Source organism: uncultured Flavobacterium sp. (genome assembly GCF_963975005.1).
GTDB lineage: Bacteria > Bacteroidota > Bacteroidia > Flavobacteriales > Flavobacteriaceae > Flavobacterium.
On record NZ_CAXBFR010000054.1, the window covers coordinates 1 to 17,652 of the forward strand.

The 17,652-nt window shown below is 28.6% G+C and carries 21 protein-coding genes and 1 other RNA gene; 10 read left to right on the forward strand and 12 right to left on the reverse strand.

The window, feature by feature from the left end:
* Nucleotides 1-395 precede the first annotated feature (395 nt).
* The 3 genes from AACZ53_RS08090 to AACZ53_RS08100 all read left to right on the forward strand — a co-directional run bounded on the left by AACZ53_RS08090 (nucleotide 396) and on the right by AACZ53_RS08100 (nucleotide 3,241).
* Nucleotides 396-1,793, forward strand: coding sequence for an arginine decarboxylase (locus AACZ53_RS08090; protein WP_339836863.1), 1,398 nt, complete (start codon nucleotides 396-398; stop codon nucleotides 1,791-1,793).
* 42 nt (nucleotides 1,794-1,835) lie between these two features.
* Complete coding sequence (locus AACZ53_RS08095; protein WP_339836866.1) at nucleotides 1,836-2,807, forward strand: deoxyhypusine synthase family protein; 972 nt, start codon at nucleotides 1,836-1,838, stop codon at nucleotides 2,805-2,807.
* Nucleotides 2,808-2,896: 89 nt separating this feature from the next.
* Nucleotides 2,897-3,241, forward strand: coding sequence for a hypothetical protein (locus AACZ53_RS08100; protein WP_339836869.1), 345 nt, complete (start codon nucleotides 2,897-2,899; stop codon nucleotides 3,239-3,241).
* Nucleotides 3,242-3,288: 47 nt separating this feature from the next.
* On the opposite strand, the gene AACZ53_RS08105 is transcribed toward AACZ53_RS08100, so the two are convergent.
* From AACZ53_RS08105 to AACZ53_RS08115, 3 genes are read right to left on the reverse strand one after another with little or no spacing between them, the layout of a single operon-like run.
* Nucleotides 3,289-3,789: a DinB family protein gene (locus tag AACZ53_RS08105; protein WP_339836872.1), complete on the reverse strand. Its 501-nt coding sequence runs from the start codon at nucleotides 3,787-3,789 to the stop codon at nucleotides 3,289-3,291.
* Between the two features lie 46 nt (nucleotides 3,790-3,835).
* Nucleotides 3,836-4,315: a winged helix-turn-helix transcriptional regulator gene (locus tag AACZ53_RS08110; RefSeq protein ID WP_339836875.1), complete on the reverse strand. Its 480-nt coding sequence runs from the start codon at nucleotides 4,313-4,315 to the stop codon at nucleotides 3,836-3,838.
* Between the two features lie 56 nt (nucleotides 4,316-4,371).
* On the reverse strand, nucleotides 4,372-5,532 hold the full coding sequence (locus AACZ53_RS08115; protein ID WP_339836878.1) for a M14 family zinc carboxypeptidase: 1,161 nt from the start codon (nucleotides 5,530-5,532) through the stop codon (nucleotides 4,372-4,374).
* Between the two features lie 292 nt (nucleotides 5,533-5,824).
* Between AACZ53_RS08115 and AACZ53_RS08120 the strand changes: the two genes are divergently transcribed.
* A complete protein-coding gene (locus tag AACZ53_RS08120) occupies nucleotides 5,825-6,292 on the forward strand; it encodes a helix-turn-helix transcriptional regulator (RefSeq protein ID WP_339836881.1) in 468 nt (155 codons plus the stop codon).
* A 217-nt stretch (nucleotides 6,293-6,509) separates the two neighbouring features.
* Here AACZ53_RS08120 and AACZ53_RS08125 read toward each other — a convergent pair whose 3' ends face one another.
* Complete coding sequence (locus tag AACZ53_RS08125; RefSeq protein ID WP_339836883.1) at nucleotides 6,510-7,058, reverse strand: 1-acyl-sn-glycerol-3-phosphate acyltransferase; 549 nt, start codon at nucleotides 7,056-7,058, stop codon at nucleotides 6,510-6,512.
* 54 nt (nucleotides 7,059-7,112) lie between these two features.
* Here AACZ53_RS08125 and AACZ53_RS08130 point away from each other — a divergent pair, with 54 nt between their 5' ends.
* On the forward strand, nucleotides 7,113-7,775 hold the full coding sequence (locus AACZ53_RS08130) for a fused MFS/spermidine synthase (protein ID WP_339836886.1): 663 nt from the start codon (nucleotides 7,113-7,115) through the stop codon (nucleotides 7,773-7,775).
* Here the strand turns inward: AACZ53_RS08130 and AACZ53_RS08135 are convergent.
* From AACZ53_RS08135 to AACZ53_RS08150, 4 genes are read right to left on the reverse strand one after another with little or no spacing between them, the layout of a single operon-like run.
* On the reverse strand, nucleotides 7,759-8,262 hold the full coding sequence (locus tag AACZ53_RS08135) for a hypothetical protein (RefSeq protein WP_339836889.1): 504 nt from the start codon (nucleotides 8,260-8,262) through the stop codon (nucleotides 7,759-7,761). The genes AACZ53_RS08130 and AACZ53_RS08135 overlap by 17 nt on opposite strands.
* Nucleotides 8,263-8,279: 17 nt before the next feature.
* Complete coding sequence (gene kdsB, locus AACZ53_RS08140; RefSeq protein WP_339836892.1) at nucleotides 8,280-9,005, reverse strand: 3-deoxy-manno-octulosonate cytidylyltransferase; 726 nt, start codon at nucleotides 9,003-9,005, stop codon at nucleotides 8,280-8,282.
* A 31-nt stretch (nucleotides 9,006-9,036) separates the two neighbouring features.
* On the reverse strand, nucleotides 9,037-9,600 hold the full coding sequence (locus tag AACZ53_RS08145; protein ID WP_339836894.1) for a DUF4126 domain-containing protein: 564 nt from the start codon (nucleotides 9,598-9,600) through the stop codon (nucleotides 9,037-9,039).
* A gap of 17 nt (nucleotides 9,601-9,617) precedes the next feature.
* The gene (locus AACZ53_RS08150) at nucleotides 9,618-11,045 is read right to left on the reverse strand and encodes an AAA family ATPase (protein WP_339836897.1); all 1,428 of its coding nucleotides are present in this window, start codon (nucleotides 11,043-11,045) and stop codon (nucleotides 9,618-9,620) included.
* Between the two features lie 123 nt (nucleotides 11,046-11,168).
* Between AACZ53_RS08150 and AACZ53_RS08155 the strand changes: the two genes are divergently transcribed.
* Genes AACZ53_RS08155 through AACZ53_RS08165 form a run of 3 tightly spaced genes read left to right on the forward strand, consistent with a single transcriptional unit; the run spans nucleotide 11,169 to nucleotide 13,307 of the window.
* The gene (locus tag AACZ53_RS08155) at nucleotides 11,169-11,930 is read left to right on the forward strand and encodes a hypothetical protein (protein WP_339836900.1); all 762 of its coding nucleotides are present in this window, start codon (nucleotides 11,169-11,171) and stop codon (nucleotides 11,928-11,930) included.
* Nucleotides 11,914-12,726, forward strand: coding sequence for a DUF3822 family protein (locus AACZ53_RS08160; protein ID WP_339836903.1), 813 nt, complete (start codon nucleotides 11,914-11,916; stop codon nucleotides 12,724-12,726). Before AACZ53_RS08155 ends, AACZ53_RS08160 begins: the two co-directional genes overlap by 17 nt.
* Complete coding sequence (locus AACZ53_RS08165; RefSeq protein ID WP_339836905.1) at nucleotides 12,723-13,307, forward strand: RsmD family RNA methyltransferase; 585 nt, start codon at nucleotides 12,723-12,725, stop codon at nucleotides 13,305-13,307. The genes AACZ53_RS08160 and AACZ53_RS08165 overlap by 4 nt, the downstream gene beginning before the upstream one ends.
* A 3-nt stretch (nucleotides 13,308-13,310) precedes the next feature.
* Here AACZ53_RS08165 and AACZ53_RS08170 read toward each other — a convergent pair whose 3' ends face one another.
* Nucleotides 13,311-13,979, reverse strand: coding sequence for an FAD-binding oxidoreductase (locus AACZ53_RS08170; protein ID WP_339836908.1), 669 nt, complete (start codon nucleotides 13,977-13,979; stop codon nucleotides 13,311-13,313).
* 17 nt (nucleotides 13,980-13,996) lie between these two features.
* An RNA gene (gene rnpB / locus AACZ53_RS08175) (RNase P RNA component class A) lies at nucleotides 13,997-14,342 on the reverse strand.
* A 111-nt stretch (nucleotides 14,343-14,453) separates the two neighbouring features.
* Between rnpB and AACZ53_RS08180 the strand changes: the two genes are divergently transcribed.
* Entirely contained in the window at nucleotides 14,454-14,750 is a 297-nt protein-coding gene (locus AACZ53_RS08180; protein ID WP_339836911.1) for a hypothetical protein, read from the forward strand.
* Here AACZ53_RS08180 and AACZ53_RS08185 read toward each other — a convergent pair.
* Nucleotides 14,727-15,494: a DUF3667 domain-containing protein gene (locus AACZ53_RS08185; RefSeq protein ID WP_339836914.1), complete on the reverse strand. Its 768-nt coding sequence runs from the start codon at nucleotides 15,492-15,494 to the stop codon at nucleotides 14,727-14,729. The two genes, AACZ53_RS08180 and AACZ53_RS08185, sit on opposite strands and share 24 nt — an antisense overlap.
* 107 nt (nucleotides 15,495-15,601) lie before the next feature.
* Between AACZ53_RS08185 and AACZ53_RS08190 the strand changes: the two genes are divergently transcribed.
* Nucleotides 15,602-17,401: a DNA polymerase III subunit gamma/tau gene (locus AACZ53_RS08190; protein WP_339836916.1), complete on the forward strand. Its 1,800-nt coding sequence runs from the start codon at nucleotides 15,602-15,604 to the stop codon at nucleotides 17,399-17,401.
* 117 nt (nucleotides 17,402-17,518) lie between these two features.
* Here the strand turns inward: AACZ53_RS08190 and AACZ53_RS08195 are convergent.
* The coding region (locus AACZ53_RS08195; RefSeq protein ID WP_339836919.1) for an SDR family oxidoreductase at nucleotides 17,519-17,652 on the reverse strand (134 nt) is incomplete at its 5' end.

The following is a 17,652-nucleotide window of genomic DNA, read 5'->3' on the forward strand; positions in this document are numbered from 1 at the left end:
TTCGGAAAAATCCAATTTGCCTTGTTAAATGGTATTGGAAAGTCAAAAATCAACGAAGAAGCAGACAATCAATTGATTTACAAGGCTTTTGAAGATTACAAAGCTTCATAAAAAAATAATACAATACCTTACAAAAAAGTAAATTAATTTTTACCTTTGTGGCAATGAAAGATAACGCGTACACTTTTAATACTAGCTCTTCTGAGAAAAAAGACAAAAAATCAATTGAACTAAAATTGAATACTTCCTTGTTTTATGAATTAAACGTTGAATTATTTTTACTCTCAAAAACTTTTAGGGAAAAATTAGTTGTTATATTTGCTAATATAAGGGTTTGAACAATCTAAAATACTGATTTTCAAATTTTTAAATAACAACAAATAGAACAAAACCTAATGAATACTAAATATTACGATTTAATAAATCAAACTTTTTATTTTCCTCAAGAAGAATTCAAATTAAACAAAGATAATCTTGAGTTTCATAATATTGATTTAATGCATTTGGTCGAGCAATATGGTACACCTTTAAAATTCACATATTTACCTCAAATTTCTAACAATATCAACAAAGCAAAAGGTTGGTTTAGAAAAGCTATGGAAAAACATAAATATGAAGGTAATTATCAATATTGTTATTGCACAAAAAGTTCTCATTTTCAGTTTATTATGAATGAAGCTTTTAAAAACAACATTCACATTGAAACTTCATCAGCAATTGACATCAACATCGTTGAAAACCTTTTAGCTGAAGGAAAAATTACTAAGAAAACTTATGTAATTTGTAACGGTTTCAAACGGGATGCTTATGTAGATAATATTGCTCGTTTGATTAATAACGGACAAAAAAATACTATTCCAGTAATTGATAATTATGAAGAATTAGACCTTTTACAAGAACAAATTGATGGTAAATTCAAAATCGGAATTAGAATTGCGGCCGAAGAAGAACCAAAATTTGAGTTTTATACTTCACGTTTAGGAATTGGATATAGAAATATTGTTCCTTTTTACAGAAAACAAATTCAAGAAAACAAGCAAGTGGAATTAAAAATGCTTCACTTCTTTATTAATACCGGAATTCGTGATACTGCCTATTATTGGAATGAATTATTAAAATGTTTAAAAGTTTACATCGCTCTAAAGAAAGAATGTCCAACTTTAGATAGTTTAAATATTGGAGGTGGTTTTCCTATCAAAAATTCATTAGCTTTTGAATATGATTATCAATACATGATTGACGAAATCATTAATCAAATCAAAATTGCTTGTGATGATGCCGAAGTTGATGTCCCTAATATCTTTACAGAATTTGGTTCATTTACAGTTGGTGAAAGTGGTGGTGCAATCTATCAGGTTTTATATCAAAAACAACAAAATGACAGAGAAAAGTGGAACATGATTGACAGTTCATTTATAACTACTTTACCTGATACTTGGGCAATTAACAAACGTTTTGTAATGTTAGCCATTAACCGTTGGAATGATACTTACGAAAGGGTTTTATTAGGAGGTTTAACATGTGATAGTGATGATTATTACAACTCGGAACAAAACATGAATGCTGTTTACTTACCAAAATACAACAAGGAAAAGCCTTTATACATAGGATTTTTCAATACTGGTGCATACCAAGAAACTATTGGAGGATTTGGAGGTTTACATCACTGTTTAATTCCGCAACCAAAGCATATCTTAATTGATAGAGACGAAAACGGAATCATAGCAACAGAAGTGTTTTCAGAACAACAAAAAGCTGAAGATATTATGAGGATTTTAGGTTACGAAAAATAGTTTGTAGATAACATTTCTTAGATAACAGATAAAATAAAAAACATGAAAGGACCAATTAGTCAATTTATAGAAAACAATTATTTACACTTTAATGCAGCAGCTTTAGTTGATGCAGCAAAAGGATATGAAGAACATTTATTAGATAACGGAAAAATGATGGTAACATTAGCTGGTGCAATGAGTACTGCTGAAATGGGAAAATCATTAGCCGAAATGATCCGTCAAGATAAGATACATATTATTTCTTGTACAGGAGCAAACTTAGAAGAAGATATTATGAACCTTGTAGCTCATAATTCATACAAAAGAATACCCAATTATAGAGATTTAACACCTCAAGAAGAAAGAGATTTGTTAGACAATCACTTTAATCGTGTTACAGATACTTGTATTCCAGAGGAAGAAGCTTTCAGAAGATTGCAACAACACTTAATTGACATTTGGAAAAAAGCAGAAAATGAAGGCAAAAGATATTTTCCACATGAGTTTATGTACCAAATGATTAATTCTGGTGTTTTAGAACAATACTACGAAATTGACCCTAAAGATTCTTGGATGGTTGCTGCAGCAGAAAAAAACTTACCTATCGTTGTTCCAGGTTGGGAAGATAGTACAATGGGAAACATTTTTGCATCTTATTGTATAAAAGGAGAATTAAAAGTCTCTACTACAAAAAACGGAATTGAATATATGATGTGGTTAGCCGATTGGTATCCTAAAAATTCAGGTGGAAAAGGAGTTGGTTTCTTCCAAATTGGTGGTGGAATTGCAGGTGATTTTCCAATTTGTGTAGTTCCAATGCTTTATCAAGATATGGAAATGACAGAAATTCCATTTTGGGGCTATTTTTGCCAGATTTCAGACTCAACAACAAGTTATGGTTCGTATTCTGGAGCTGTACCTAATGAAAAAATTACTTGGGGTAAATTAGATATTGATACACCTAAATTTATAATTGAATCTGATGCAACCATAGTGGCACCGCTTATTTTTGCATATATATTAGGAAATTAATTATTTTTATTTTTTTGAAAAAAAATCTTTGATAATATAAAATTGGTTGTTACTTTTGAAAAATATATACTAAGAATAAAACCTACAAAATGAAACGAGTAATTGTTGATTACGCTAAATTAACAAATGAAATCCTTACACTACTAGTGGAGCGATTTCCTGATGGATATGATGATTCTGATATCATTAGATTCAAAAATGCCAAAAATGAAACAATTGAAGCTGTTGAAGTAAAAACTGAAGACACTATTTTTCTAGTAAAAGTAAGTACTAAACTAGCTGATAGAATTGAAAACTTTGATGATGATGAAGATGATGATTTAGATATTGAAACTCCAACTGAAAATTTAGAATTAGAAATTGAAGATGAAGAAGAAGATGAAGAAATCAATTCAGATAAACCTTCTGATGAAGAAGAGGATGAAGAAGAATAAAAACAAAAAAAAGCACTCCAAAAGGGTGCTTTTTTTTGTTTAAAAATTTACAAATATCTTTCCTTAATGATCTTTATGTGATGCATTTCATGTCCAAGTATAATAAAACCAATTGCCCTTACCGAAATATCTTTTTCAGAAGCAATTCCTACTCTATTTAATTCATCATTAGCAAAGGAATTAAATAATGTTACAGTTGCATTTCTAACCGATTTATATTCGTCTAATAAGCTATCTAAAGAACGATTTTTGGCATTTGCTTCAATTGAATAGTCATTTTCTTCAAAACCAGGCAAAGGTGTTTTATCATTTCTAGAAATGCGTAAAGCTCTATATTGAAATATTCTTTCACAATCAATTACATGCAATAAAATGTCTTTTATGGACCATTTTCCTGTTTGATAACGATAATCTAATTTTTCAGTTGGTAAAGATTGAAAAAAATCTACACAACTTTTCATATTAGATATAAAATCATTTGGCATATTTAAGTCATTAGATAAACTTAAGTAAGTCTCAAAGTAGGGAGCATATTCATTTTTATTCATAATATATAGTTATAAAAAAAGCCTCAATTATGAGGCTTATATAATTTTACATCTCTTTAAAAATTGTGTGCATCAATCGTTTTTTATCATTGATACTTTCTTCAAGAGAAATCATTGTTTCAGTTCTATATACTCCATCAATATCATCTATCATAAAGATAACCTCTTTGGCATGTTTAGTATCTTTTGCTCTAATTTTGCAGAAAATATTAAATTTGCCAGTTGTAATATGAGCAACAGTAACGAAAGGAATTTCACTAATACGCTCTAAAACAAATTTAGTTTGTGATGTATTATGAAGAAAAACTCCAACATAAGCTATAAAAGAATAACCTAGCTTCTCATAATCTAATGTTAATGAAGAACCTTGAATAATACCTGCTTCTTCCATCTTCTTCACCCTTACATGCACTGTTCCTGCAGAAATTAGCAACTTTTTAGCTATATCTGTAAAAGGAACTCTAGTATTATCGATCAACATATCTAAAATTTGATGATCTACCTCGTCTAATCTATACTTACTCATATTATTATTTATAAATTTTATGCAAAAAATTAAAAATTTTCATTAAAAGAACGTATTTATTGTGTTTTTAGTATTCCATCGATGAATTCGTTGTTTTTTCCGATAAAAAAATCAGATTTAACACCGTTTTCTGGAATCGAACAATAATTTGAATAAAACAGTTCTCCTTCTAAATCATATTCAATATGTCCAAAGTAATTTTGAATATCATTTTCAATAATTACCATATAAGGCTCAAAAACAATAATTCCGTTTTTAACTACTTCATTATATTGAGTTGCAAAATTAATTATTTTTTCGTTACCATTATCAATTATTTTCACATTTTTGTAAAGAATATCAAAAAAACTGACTTTATTATCAGGAATAATGAAATATTCTGAATTATTATCATCAACTATATCGTTTTCGTGAATTATATCAAAAACTACTAAAAGTCCTATAAAAACATATTTTCGCGTGATATCTCTAGTATAATCGTTTGGATAATGACCAGCTTCAAATAGTATTGTAACAGCGTTTTTAGAGGCAAAGTAATCTCCAAAACAATTATCACAATAAGCATCATTATACATTCCTACATGACCAGGAATGTAATTTTGTAACACATTATTTATCTTTCCAATAATATGCATTGCTTTTGAACGATATTGATTAATCTCACGATTTTTATTGTAAGCTGGAGCTAAAAATGAAATAATTGCCGATTTATTTGTCTCACCAATTCCATAAATTGTTCTTTGATCGTGCATATTTAAGCAATACTCAGGTTGAAAATTTTCGAAAATTTGCTTTAAAATTTTACTTTCAGGCTGTGTACATTCGTTTACATCCCTGTTTAAATCAACCTTGTTTATGTTCTCTCTTGTATGAACTTCGGCACCATCTGGGTTTACTAATGGAATTATATATAAGGTATAAGTTGATTGAATAAAAGTAGCATAAACTTTGTCTTTAGATAAGACTTCAAACAAATCTAAAATAGCTTTTGTAGATGTTGATTCATCTCCATGCATTTGAGACCACATATAAATTTTAGTTTTTCCGTGACCAAATTGTACAGAATAAATTGGTTTTTCTAAGACAGACTTTCCTTCAATTTTAACTTTAAAATCACTGTTTAAGTGTTCTAAAATTGGTTCAACCGTTTCGTTTGTAATGTGTCTACCTTTAATCTTTTTATTAGTGTAAGTAGAGAATATTTCTTCGTATACCATAGTTTACATTTATGAATTACAAATGTAAACAACTTATTATTTACATTTGTAAACAAACGAAATCCATAGATAATTTACTTATGTAAACGTATAAATTGCTTAGTAAGAATACTAATGTTTACAATATTACAAAAAACACCAATACGAAATCAAGTAACTAATAACCAGTTATATAAATATTATTACTTAATGCTGTAATTCAATATAATAATCGTGTTTACAAAAGTAAATTTGCGTTTCAAAAACTATTTATTTACATTTGTAACAAGTTATTTCATTTACACTATTTACAATGGTAAACATCGAGGATTTCATCAAAAGATTAGAAACAGTTTTAGAATATTATAGTTTAACAGCCTCTTCATTTGCAGACAAAATTAGTGTGCAACGTTCTAGTATGTCACACTTACTTTCGGGAAGAAATAAACCCAGTTTAGATTTCATCATGAAGCTAGCAGAAGAATTTCCTGACGTTACATTAGAATGGATTTTAAATGGAAAAGGAAGTTTTCCTAAAGATGTCTTTACTCCTGCTCCAACAATTATTCAACCTGAAAAAAAAGTTGAACAGCCTACTAAAGAAGATCTGTTTTCAAACAAATCAGAAGAAAAAAATGATCTTCTTGAAGCAAATAAAGCAACACAAATTTCACCTCCTGAAAATCAAATTCGAAACCAAAACACAATCCAGACTGAAAGTGAAATTGAACGAATCGTTGTCTTTTTTAAAAATGGAACTTTTAAAAATTACATCCATTAAAATCAAAAATATAGAAAAAGAAAAAGCCTTCATTGCAAAATGAAGGCTTTTTCTTTTTCTTAGACATAACTAAAATAATAATTCAAACAGGGAAACCAATTGGTTTAATTTTTCAAATTAATATTCTTAAAAATTTTTCCCATAAACATACTTTTAATCGTTCGCTGATTTATGTACGAGAAGATTTTTATTTTGGATTTAAATTTTTGAAAAATAATTATTCAAAACTATTTTCGGCTACTTTACCTTTTACCCCTTTAAAGTAAGAATGAAGAATTTTCATGTCCTCTTCAATATTTCCTGTTGGATAAAATGGTTTGTGATAAACCACTTCTTTTTTTCCGTAATCAAAAGCTACTGGTAGAATTGGCACATTTGCTTTTAATGCGATATAGTAAAAACCTGTTTTCCATTCTGAAACTTTTTTTCTAGTACCTTCTGGAGCGATCGCTAATCTAAAAACTTCTTTGCTTTCAAATATTCTAGCTATTGTGTCTACTTTATTTTCTTTGGCTTGACGATTTAAAGGTGTTCCTCCTGTCCATTTAAAAAAATAACCAAATGGAAAAACGAATAATTCTTTTTTTGCAACATAATTAATTTCTTTCTCTAAAATTGCTCTTGAAAAAATTCCCAAGAAAAAATCCCACCAACTTGTATGTGGAACAGCAATAACAATGCATTTTTTTATATTATCATCAATATCTCCAACAACCTTCCAACAAAATAGATTTGAAAAAATAAACTTATATATCGTTTTCTTCATGTTTTTATTTATAAAATAAATTTTATCTTTACGCTACAACCAATTGCAAATATAATGTTTCAAAAATTATTGAGTTATTTAATTCCTATAAATATATACAAGCAAAATTCTGATATAAATAAAACCCTCGAAGTTACATGGAATAATGGTAAATTGGTTTTAGATTCTAAAAACACTAATTATTCCTATGGAAGTTTACAAAGAGCTTTAAAAAAAGGATTGCGCTTTATTGGTTTTGAAAGAATCAAAAATTTTGAACATATTTTGGTTCTTGGTGTTGCTGGTGGAAGTGTTATAAAAACACTAGTTGATGAAATAAAATTTAAAGGAAAAATTACTGGTGTTGAATTAGATAAAAATGTGCTTGAATTAGCTAATCATTATTTTAAATTAAATGAAATTGAAAATTTAGAATTGGTAAATGATGATGCTTTTGAATTTGTTCTAAAAACTACAGAGAAATATGATTTAATCATAATCGATGTTTTTCAAGATACAGTGATGCCCAATTTTTTATTTGAAGACTTTTTTATCAATCACGTAAATACATTAATGAACGTAAACGGGTTTATTTTATTCAACACGATGGTTTTAACCGAAAAAGACAAAGAAAGAAACAAATTGTATCGTTCTAGATTTAAGGAACAATACTCTTTAAGAATGTATCCGAAAATTGAAGAACATAATGAATTGTTTACGATTAAGAAGTTGAATTAATTTTTGATATTTTAATATTTGATTTTTTGATATTTACGAATACAATTATTCCAATTGAAATATATTTTAAATACTCAAAAATCACATAATATATTCCATAAATTGCCTTATTATTTTCACTGTCATAGTACTTATCAGATTCAACTGAATAATTTTCTAAAATAAAATCAAAGCCATAAAAAGTAACAAGAAATTGAAATAATTGAGCTAAAATTAAAATTATTATAGCAATTATTAAAGATTTCAAATAATTTATAGATTTCAACTTTTTTATAACATGTAAAGACAAAATTATTCCAACAATAAATAGGAATAATGAAACACAATTATAAATCCAAAATGAGGTTTTAAAAGTAATTTCATTTATAATAAAAATATATTCAAAAATTATTCTAATTAAATATACAGAACTAATAAGTGCTAAATATGAAAAAAGTGCAATTCCAAATAAGTAAATCCTAGAACTTTCCTTTAAATTGTTTTCCATTTTAAAAATTTAATTATTTAAATCATCTTCCTAGCTAGTTCCAAATCTTCTTTGGTGTCAATTCCAATTCCGATGTGATTGGTTTCAATCATTTTAATACGTTTTCCGTATTCTAAATAACGAAGTTGCTCTAATTTTTCAGAAGCTTCTAAAGAAAGCATTGGCAAACTGTAAAAATCTAATAAAGCTTGTTTTCTAAAAGCATAAATTCCGATGTGTTTCATGTAACGAACACCAACGTTTTCTTCTCTTGGAAAAGGAATTACGGAACGCGAAAAATATAAGGCAAATCCGTTCTGATCTGTAATTACTTTTACATTATTTGGGTTATCAATATCTTGTTTGTCATTTATTTGACACATTACAGAAGCTAAATCCACTTTATTATCTGAATCATTTTTAAAAACTTCAATCAAAGCTTTTAACGGATTTTCGTCAATAAATGGTTCATCACCTTGAACGTTGATTACAATATCAACATCCATATTTTGAACCGCTTCTGCAATTCTATCGCTGCCACTTTCATGCCCTTTTATAGACATAATGGCTTTTCCACCATTAGAAATAATTTCTTTGAATATCAAATCAGAATCCGTTACTACAAAAACATCGTCAAAAAGATTGGTTTTTTTTGCAGCTTCATAAGTTCTAAGTATCACAGTTTTTCCTCCTAAATCTTGCATCAATTTAGCTGGAAATCGTGTAGAAGCATATCTTGCTGGTATTACGGCTATTATTTTCATTTTTGTTGTCTGTTGTCTGTTGTCTGAAAATCTATTTTCCAGAAGAAAAAACCTTTTTAAACATCTTAATTCCGACAAAAATAATCAGAAGTACTACAATAAAGGCTATAATTGGAGCAAAAATTGCTAAAATAGATACAAAAGAAGCTGTTGCGGTTTCAGTTGAAGAAACAATATTATTTCCCAAACCACCAGTTGTTGCAGTTGATGTTGCTCGAGCGGCAGCTGTTGAAGTTGTAATTGCTGCAGCAGTTCCACCACCAGCAATTATGGCTAATCCCCAAGTTAACATTGGATCTAAATCCATTAAAGTTGAAGCCATAACAACAGAACCAGCAATTGTAGCTAACGGAATTGAAATTGTATCTAATAAATTATCTACAAAAGGAATATAATAAGCGCCAATTTCTACAACTGTCGCAATACCAAGGCAAATTATAGCTGGCAAACCTCCAATCCATGTAAATGAATCTCCAACAGGAACATAACCGTAATGTGTAGCTAAACTCAAGGCAAATAATGGTACAAAAACTCTAAAACCAGCTGAAGCAGCTAGTCCAAATCCTAGTAATATACTTATAATTGTTTCTGTCATTTTTTGGCTATTAGTTGTTAGTTTTCAGTGAAATTTTCGTCTTTAAATCCTATTAAATATAACTTTTCTTTTGCTCTTGTCATAGCTGTATAAAGCCATCTGATGTAATCTTTGTCAATTCCGTTAGGTAAATAAGGTTGTTCAATAAAAACTGTATTCCATTGTCCACCTTGTGATTTGTGACACGTTATGGCATAAGAAAACTTGACTTGAAGTGCATTAAAATATTCATTGTTCTTTACTTTTTGGAATTTTTTATATTTTGTGGTTTCGTCTTCATAATCAAGCATTACTTCTTGATATAATTTGTTTGATTCTTCATAAGTCAAAGATGGTGATTCACTTTTAATAGTATCTAACAATAATATAGTATCAAACGGAATTTGATTGGGATAATCGACCATTCTTACTTTTACTGTAGCAAATTTGAAACCATAAAGCTCTTTTATATTTCTGATTTCTAAAACTTCAATAATATCTCCATTTGCAATAAAACCTGCTTCGTCCGAATCTTTTAACCAAAAATAATTATTTTTTACTACTATCATATAATCACCAGAAGAAATTTCGTTTTCTTTTCCCAAAATTTTACTTCTAATCTGCTCATTATATTGATTGGCTCTTTTGTTAGAACGAACAATAAAGGCTGTTTCTTCTAGACCAAAATTACTAAATGCTTCTTGAATTGCGTCCTGGATATCATAACCATCTTGCAAACGTACTATATCTTTATATCCTTTTACATCAAATTTGTAAGTGTCAATGAAATGCGATTTTAAAATCTCTCGCAATTCAGTAGCATTAAATAAAATTCCAGAATCTTCCTCTTGACGCATAACTTCGTCTAATTCTATATGATGTACATTCTTATTATAATGTAACGAAAGAGAATCAATGTTTAAAGCTGGACTAACATCTAAATGCACTGGTGGGAGCTGCGCTGTATCACCAACAAAAATAATTTTGCAGTTTTTTCCAGAATCCACAAAAGATAATAAATCATCTAAAAGTGAACCATTTTCATATAATTTAGATTCTTGATTCGTATCTGAAATCATTGAAGCCTCATCAATTATAAAAACTGTATTAGTAAATTTATTTGGCTGTAAGGTAAAACTTACCCCTCCTCCACTGGATTTTTTTGGAAAATAAATCTTCTTGTGTATAGTAAAAGCAGGTTTTTGAGAGTAATTACTTATAACTTTTGCTGCTCTACCGGTTGGTGCCAACAATAAATATTTTAGATTTACGTTCTTAAGTTGGTTGACTATAGTAGAAATCACGGTTGTTTTTCCGGTTCCTGCATAGCCTTTCAAAACAAAAAGTTCATCATTAGAAGAGTTTATCACGAAATCGGCTACTTTTTGAAAAAAAATATCCTGTTTTAGCGTTGGTTCATATGGAAAGTTGTCGCGTAATAGTTTGTAAAACAGGTTTGAAGTCATTATTTTTGGGATTGGCTTTTAATATTTTTCAAATATACTGATGATTTTTTAAAGAAATTCTTTTGAGAATAAAAAAAAATTGTAGATTTGCGTACCTATTAAACTAAAAAATTAAGAAATCAAATGTTAAAATTAGCTATCTTTTTTGTATTACTTATTGTTATAATCTTTGTACTTGTAAAGGTTTTTGATAAAATTGCAACACCAAAAAACAGAATATTCTTTTCTATATTATTATGGATTGTTGCTGGAGTGTTTGGCTATTTAATTTACAGTTCTGTTATGGCTCCTATTCGTTTTGACGAAGAAAAAGCTATTCGATATGAAACTGCAGTAAATAAAATGCAAGACATTAAAAAATCGCAAATGGCTTATAAATCAATTAAAGGAAATTATGCTCCTACTTTTGATTCATTAATTAATTTTATTGAAACTGCTCAATTTGAAATTATCACAAGAAAAGATACTTCTGTACCAGACGTTGCTAGAAATGCAGCTTTTAGAATTACTACAGACGCATCGGGTAAAGGTGGTTATTTTAAAGATGTAGTCGTGACAAAATCATTAGGTTTTAAATCTGTAAAAGATTCGTTATTTAAAGAGTCTGAAAGATTTAAAAGAATGAGTATTCTTAAAATCAATGACTTTGAAGTTCCTGTTTCTATGAAAACAAGTTCAATCATTGTTAAAGATAAAGCTTTTCCAACTTTACAAGTTGAAATTGACAAAAATGCTGTTTTAAAAGGAATGGATGAAGATTTACTAGAGCAAGAAAAGAAAAAGAAATCTATTGATGAAATTAATGGTGATAAAATAGTTTTAGGTTCGCTAGAAGATGTTACCTTAACTGGAAATTGGCCAAAAAGATATGGTAGTAACGAGTAACGACATAACTCAACGTAATTATAAAAAGTTGTCCATTCAAGTATCCTTGAGTGGACTTTCTTTTTGTGTCTTTGACACAATTACCAATAAAATATTAGTTCATAATTCGGTTACTTTTAAACAAAATGAAGTAATTGATGGCCTATTGTGGAACGCTTTTATTGATAATTCTATTTTGACTAAAACCTATGATGAAATTATAGTCCTTCATGATAATAACATTAATACTTTTGTTCCAAAACCTTTATTTGACAAAGACAATATAGCCAGTTATCTTCAATACAATGTCAAAGTTTTTGAAACTGATTTTTTTGCTGTTGATGAATTAAACAATTATGAAGTCAATAACATCTATGTTCCTTTTGTAAATATTAATAATTTTTTATTAGATCAATTTGAAAGTTTTGAGTACAAGAACACAAATACTTTATTAGTTCAAAAAATACTAGACAAATCAAAAAACATAGATGAAAAGCAAGTTTTTATTCACTTTCAAGAAAATCACTTTGAGATTGTAGTTGTTAGAAATCAAGAATTGCTTTTATTTAACTCTTTTGAATATAATTCACCCGAAGATTTTATATATTATATATTATTTACATTCGAACAATTGCAATTAAATCCAGAAATGATTCGAATTTCATTATTCGGAAACATTTCAAAAGAAGATTCATTTTATAAAATAGCTTACAAGTTTATTAGAAATTGTAATTTATTGGATGTTTCAAATCAATCAAAAACATATGATGTAGCTGAAAAAGACATGCTACATCATTTTATACTATTCAACTCGTGAGAATCATTTCAGGAAAACATAAAGGTAGAAGAATACAAGCACCAAAAAAATTGCCCGTTCGACCAACAACAGATATGGCAAAAGAAGCCTTATTTAATGTTTTAAACAACAATTTTAACTTTTCAGGCTTACGTGTTTTAGAATTGTTTGCAGGAACAGGAAACATTAGTTACGAATTTGCTTCAAGAGGAAGTCACCCTATTACAGCAGTAGATGGTGATTTTGGTTGTGTTTCTTTTATTAAAAAAACAACTACTGAATTTGACTTTGACATTACAGCCATAAAATCTGATGTTTTTGCTTATTTGGAACGATGTAAAAATAGTTATGACATTATTTTTGCTGATCCACCTTATCATTTAACACAAATTGATTTTGAAAAAATTGTAACGCTTATTTTTGATAATGAGATTTTAGATGAAGAAGGTATGTTTGTTGTTGAACATTCCAAAGACACTTCATTAGAACACATGATCCATTTTTCATTTGCTAAAAGATATGGAGGAACTGTTTTTTCTTTCTTTGAATTTAAAGAAGAGGAAGAAGATAATTTTGTGGAAGAAAATGAAAATGATATTTAAAGATTATTCTTCAAAAATCAAACTATCCGATTTAGCCCCTAAATCTTTTAAATTTTTAACCACTTTTCCTACAAATTCAGATGGGCCACATACATAAAAATGTTGGCTAAAATCAACTATATTTTCAATTAAGAAGTTTCTATCAATACGTTTTCCTCTAAAACCAACTACACCTTCTCTAGTAAAAACAGGACGAAAATCTTCTTTAAACATACGTTGTAATTCTTGTCCAGCAATTACATCTAATGATGTTTTATTGACAAAAATTAACTTATTACCCCGTAATTTGTTTTTCTTGTATAAGTCTCTAAAAATAGCTAAAAAAGGTGTAATTCCTGTTCCAGCTGCAATAAAAACTCCGGGTTTTTCGTAATGAATAGCTCCAAATATATCGTGTAATATTAATTCATCACCTGCATTAATTCCAGCTAATCTATTAGTTACACCATTGTGATCGTTATATATTTTAATTATGAATTCTAAATTTTTAGCTTCTTTTTGATTTGTAAAAGTAAAAGGTCTTTCTTTCATTTTCCATTCAGGTTCATTTACCGAAATATTTACAGCTTGACCTGGAATAAAATCATATCCTTCTGGTTTTTCAACAACAAATCGTTTAACATCATAATTGATAAACTGTGATTCTAAAACTTTTACAACAACTTTATTCATAAACAAAATTAAAATTAAAAAAAAGCAGACCTATAAGCCGGATTCTGTTCTCAATTTATTTCGAAAAATAAAAAGATACTTTATCATTTATCTAGATCATAAATTACTTTATGACTCAAGCTGTCTACCCTTCAACATCGAACGAGTCGCTCTTATTTGGCGAACCAAAACTGCTGATATACTTGACATTTCACCGCATAGAGTTTACCTGGTTTCACTACAGCATTATCTGTACATACTTTCTGTTGCACTTGTCCTCTCTCGATAAATCGAAATGACGGGTGTTACCCGCTATGCTACTCTTTGGTGTCCGGACTTTCCTCCCTTCCAACGAATTGGAACGACGATAAAGCGGTCTGCACTGCAAATGTAAGGATTTTAAAAGAACTATTTATTTGTTATTTTAACATTTAATTGGGCGCAAAAAACATTAAAATTAGGTAAGTTTAGTAATAATTTGAAAATTAAGATATTATGGGAAAGGTTTATCATTATGCAACAGTAATTGAGGCTTTGAAACTATTAAAAGAAGATGGATTTGAATACGACTATAACATTAATGAAAAAGAAATCACAGACAATCCTGATAATTTTGAAATAGAACATATTTATAGATATGAAGGTGATTCAAATCCAGATGATGAGTCTATGGTTTATGGAATAAAATCAAAATCAGGACAAAAAGGTGTTTTTGTAGCTGGTTTTGCTGCAAATTCGTTTAATGGTGCTGATAAAATACTAATTGATTTATCGATAAGAGATTTTAATTAATATACCGACAATTATACCAAAGATTATTATGATAATATAGAAAAGTATTAAAAATAAAATATACAAGAATACTTTTTTAATTAATTCTATTGCATTAAAATTAAACACTCGCTGTACTACATATATCATGTAAGCAAGCATTATAAAGAATGATATTGACGAAGTTATTATAAAAAAAGTTGTAGAAATAAGTCCAAATAAGGTAAAAATTGTTCCAAAAATTGTAAAATGAGAATAGGAATAGGCTAAAACTACATTATGTTCTGCAAAATTAAATTTTTTGTTTTTCCACATTGTCAATTTTGCTAAAAAAGCCAATAACGGAATTGATAGAATAGTAATGATATTAATATAATCTAAAAAATTAGTCATAAAAACATTCATATTAAATGGTGCTTTTTCTTTTGGTTGAGCATCATAGACTTTATCTAAATCAAAACCGAGAAAACCTTTCTTAATTAAATATATTTGAAACCCTGAAATTGATAAAGCAATAATTAAATATGTAAACGGATCTACATATTTACCTCTAATACCTTCAATATAACCATTAATCACTTGTTCTGGAGCAGTAAATAGGGTTTTAAAAGTGTTAAAAAACTTATTGTCATAACTTAAATAACGTTCCATAAATTCTCCAACAAGAGATTTAATTGTAATTCTTTTTGTAACAACTTTTCCACCACAAGCATAGCAAAATTCATAATTCTCTTCTAATTCTGATTGACAATTTTTACAGCTCATAAACCCAATTTATTTTTGTTAAAGAAACAAAAAAAATATATTATTTTCAAATATTCTGACTTGTCAATTGTCAATTTTAAAACTATATTTGTATTTCAATTTTAAGTATGGAACAGTTTATAGTATCAGCCAGAAAATATCGTCCTCAAACATTTAAAGATGTTGTAGGACAAAAAGCTATTACTAATACGTTGCTTAATGCTATTGAACATAATCATTTAGCTCAAGCCTTACTTTTTACTGGACCAAGAGGTGTTGGAAAAACGACTTGTGCAAGAATTTTAGCACGAAAAATTAATCAAGAAGGTTATGATGATCCTAATGAAGATTTTTCATTCAATGTTTTTGAATTAGATGCTGCTTCTAACAATAGTGTTGATGATATTAGAAATATTATCGACCAAGTTAGAATACCACCACAAACTGGAAAATACAAAGTATATATTGTCGACGAGGTTCATATGCTTTCATCAGCTGCATTTAATGCCTTTTTGAAAACTTTAGAAGAACCACCAAGACATGCTATTTTTATTTTAGCTACTACAGAAAAGCACAAAATTCTACCAACGATTTTATCGCGTTGTCAAATTTTTGATTTCAAAAGAATTACAATAAATGATGCTAAAGAACATTTAAAAGAAATTGCCACCGAACAAGGTGTAAGTTTTGAAGATGATGCTCTACATATTATAGCTCAAAAAGCTGATGGTGCTATGCGTGATGCATTATCTATATTTGATAGAGTTGTTTCTTATTGTGGTAATAATTTAACGAGACAAGCCGTTTACGAAAATTTAAATGTCCTTGATTTTGAATACTACATAAGAGTAACGGATTATATTCTAGAAAATAAAATTCCAGAATTACTTTTAGCCTTTGATGATATTTTAGCCAAAGGTTTTGACGGCCATCATTTTATAGCTGGATTAGCTTCACATTTTAGAGATTTATTGGTTTGTCAAACTCCTTCTACACTGACTTTGTTAGATTCTGGAGAACAAGCAAAAGCTTTATATAGTGCACAATCTCAAAAAGCTTCACAAGACTTTTTATTAAAGGGAATTGATTTAGCAAATACAACTGATTTAAATTACAAAATCAGTCAAAATCAACGATTGCTGGTCGAATTATGTTTGATGCAATTAGCCTCTATCACTTTTGATGGAGAAAAAAAAAAGCCTAACGCATTTATAATTCCAGCTACTTACTTTAGAAACAATTCTTATTCGATTACAGAAACAATTAGTAGCAGTCAGACTTCTTCAGTAGTGAGTGAAAAAGTTGCAGATGACATTTTGCAGAAAACGGAAGAAAGTGTTCCGTCATCAATTAGCAGTGAACAAATTGCTGAAAAAACAATTGAAACTCCTAAAACTGTTGAAAAAAAAGAAATTTCTGAACCAAAAGAAACTCCACCAACAACCAGCAAACCATTAACAACAGCTCAGCCAAAAGTCTCTGCATTATCATTAGCTGGTTTACGTGCTAAAAAAGAATTAGAAGCCAAACAAAGTCAGCATTTAAAACATTTAGGAGAATTACCTTCTGAAAAATTTACTGAAACTGATATGCTTTTGCAATGGAATAAGTTTGCTCAAAGAATGTCTGATACTGGTAAAATGTTACTATCAACTTATATGTTGATGAATGAACCAATTTTAAATGGGACAACAATTACTTTAGAACTTCCAAACGAAAGCACCAAAGAAGAATTTTTATCAGGTTGTGTTGAATTAATAGGTTATTTACGTGGAAAACTTCACAATCATGATATTGTGATTAATGTAAAAGTAAACGAAACAGTTGAAAAGAAATACGCTTTTACCCCAGATGATAAATATGAACGATTAAGAAATATAAATCCAGCGATAGATTTATTGAGAAAGACTTTTGATTTGGATGTTTAAACCAAAAAAATGACTTACCATATAATTCTAATTTAGCGTGTTTTGATCCTTTTTTTTTCATTTATAACATTAAAAAAGCCTTTAAGTAAAGTAACTTAAAGGCTTTTTTTTATTAATCTATTCGGCATTTCCATACATATTGGATTCTCCTCCATCGATCGCTATAGTTTGTCCACTTACATAACCATTTGCATCACTAATTAAAAATGCTACTAATTTGGCGACATCTTTTGGGTCTCCTAATGCTTTAG

Excerpts from the sequence above, each read along its gene's own strand:
- AACZ53_RS08090 (WP_339836863.1), top strand. The coding sequence starts at position 396 with ATGAATACTAAATATTACGATTTAATAAATCAAACTTTTTATTTTCCT.
- AACZ53_RS08095 (WP_339836866.1), top strand. The coding sequence starts at position 1,836 with ATGAAAGGACCAATTAGTCAATTTATAGAAAACAATTATTTACACTTT.
- AACZ53_RS08100 (WP_339836869.1), top strand. The coding sequence starts at position 2,897 with ATGAAACGAGTAATTGTTGATTACGCTAAATTAACAAATGAAATCCTT.
- AACZ53_RS08105 (WP_339836872.1), bottom strand. The coding sequence starts at position 3,789 with ATGAATAAAAATGAATATGCTCCCTACTTTGAGACTTACTTAAGTTTA.
- AACZ53_RS08110 (WP_339836875.1), bottom strand. The coding sequence starts at position 4,315 with ATGAGTAAGTATAGATTAGACGAGGTAGATCATCAAATTTTAGATATG.
- AACZ53_RS08115 (WP_339836878.1), bottom strand. The coding sequence starts at position 5,532 with ATGGTATACGAAGAAATATTCTCTACTTACACTAATAAAAAGATTAAA.
- AACZ53_RS08120 (WP_339836881.1), top strand. The coding sequence starts at position 5,825 with ATGGTAAACATCGAGGATTTCATCAAAAGATTAGAAACAGTTTTAGAA.
- AACZ53_RS08125 (WP_339836883.1), bottom strand. The coding sequence starts at position 7,058 with ATGAAGAAAACGATATATAAGTTTATTTTTTCAAATCTATTTTGTTGG.
- AACZ53_RS08130 (WP_339836886.1), top strand. The coding sequence starts at position 7,113 with ATGTTTCAAAAATTATTGAGTTATTTAATTCCTATAAATATATACAAG.
- AACZ53_RS08135 (WP_339836889.1), bottom strand. The coding sequence starts at position 8,262 with ATGGAAAACAATTTAAAGGAAAGTTCTAGGATTTACTTATTTGGAATT.
- kdsB (WP_339836892.1), bottom strand. The coding sequence starts at position 9,005 with ATGAAAATAATAGCCGTAATACCAGCAAGATATGCTTCTACACGATTT.
- AACZ53_RS08145 (WP_339836894.1), bottom strand. The coding sequence starts at position 9,600 with ATGACAGAAACAATTATAAGTATATTACTAGGATTTGGACTAGCTGCT.
- AACZ53_RS08150 (WP_339836897.1), bottom strand. The coding sequence starts at position 11,045 with ATGACTTCAAACCTGTTTTACAAACTATTACGCGACAACTTTCCATAT.
- AACZ53_RS08155 (WP_339836900.1), top strand. The coding sequence starts at position 11,169 with ATGTTAAAATTAGCTATCTTTTTTGTATTACTTATTGTTATAATCTTT.
- AACZ53_RS08160 (WP_339836903.1), top strand. The coding sequence starts at position 11,914 with ATGGTAGTAACGAGTAACGACATAACTCAACGTAATTATAAAAAGTTG.
- AACZ53_RS08170 (WP_339836908.1), bottom strand. The coding sequence starts at position 13,979 with ATGAATAAAGTTGTTGTAAAAGTTTTAGAATCACAGTTTATCAATTAT.
- AACZ53_RS08180 (WP_339836911.1), top strand. The coding sequence starts at position 14,454 with ATGGGAAAGGTTTATCATTATGCAACAGTAATTGAGGCTTTGAAACTA.
- AACZ53_RS08185 (WP_339836914.1), bottom strand. The coding sequence starts at position 15,494 with ATGAGCTGTAAAAATTGTCAATCAGAATTAGAAGAGAATTATGAATTT.
- AACZ53_RS08190 (WP_339836916.1), top strand. The coding sequence starts at position 15,602 with ATGGAACAGTTTATAGTATCAGCCAGAAAATATCGTCCTCAAACATTT.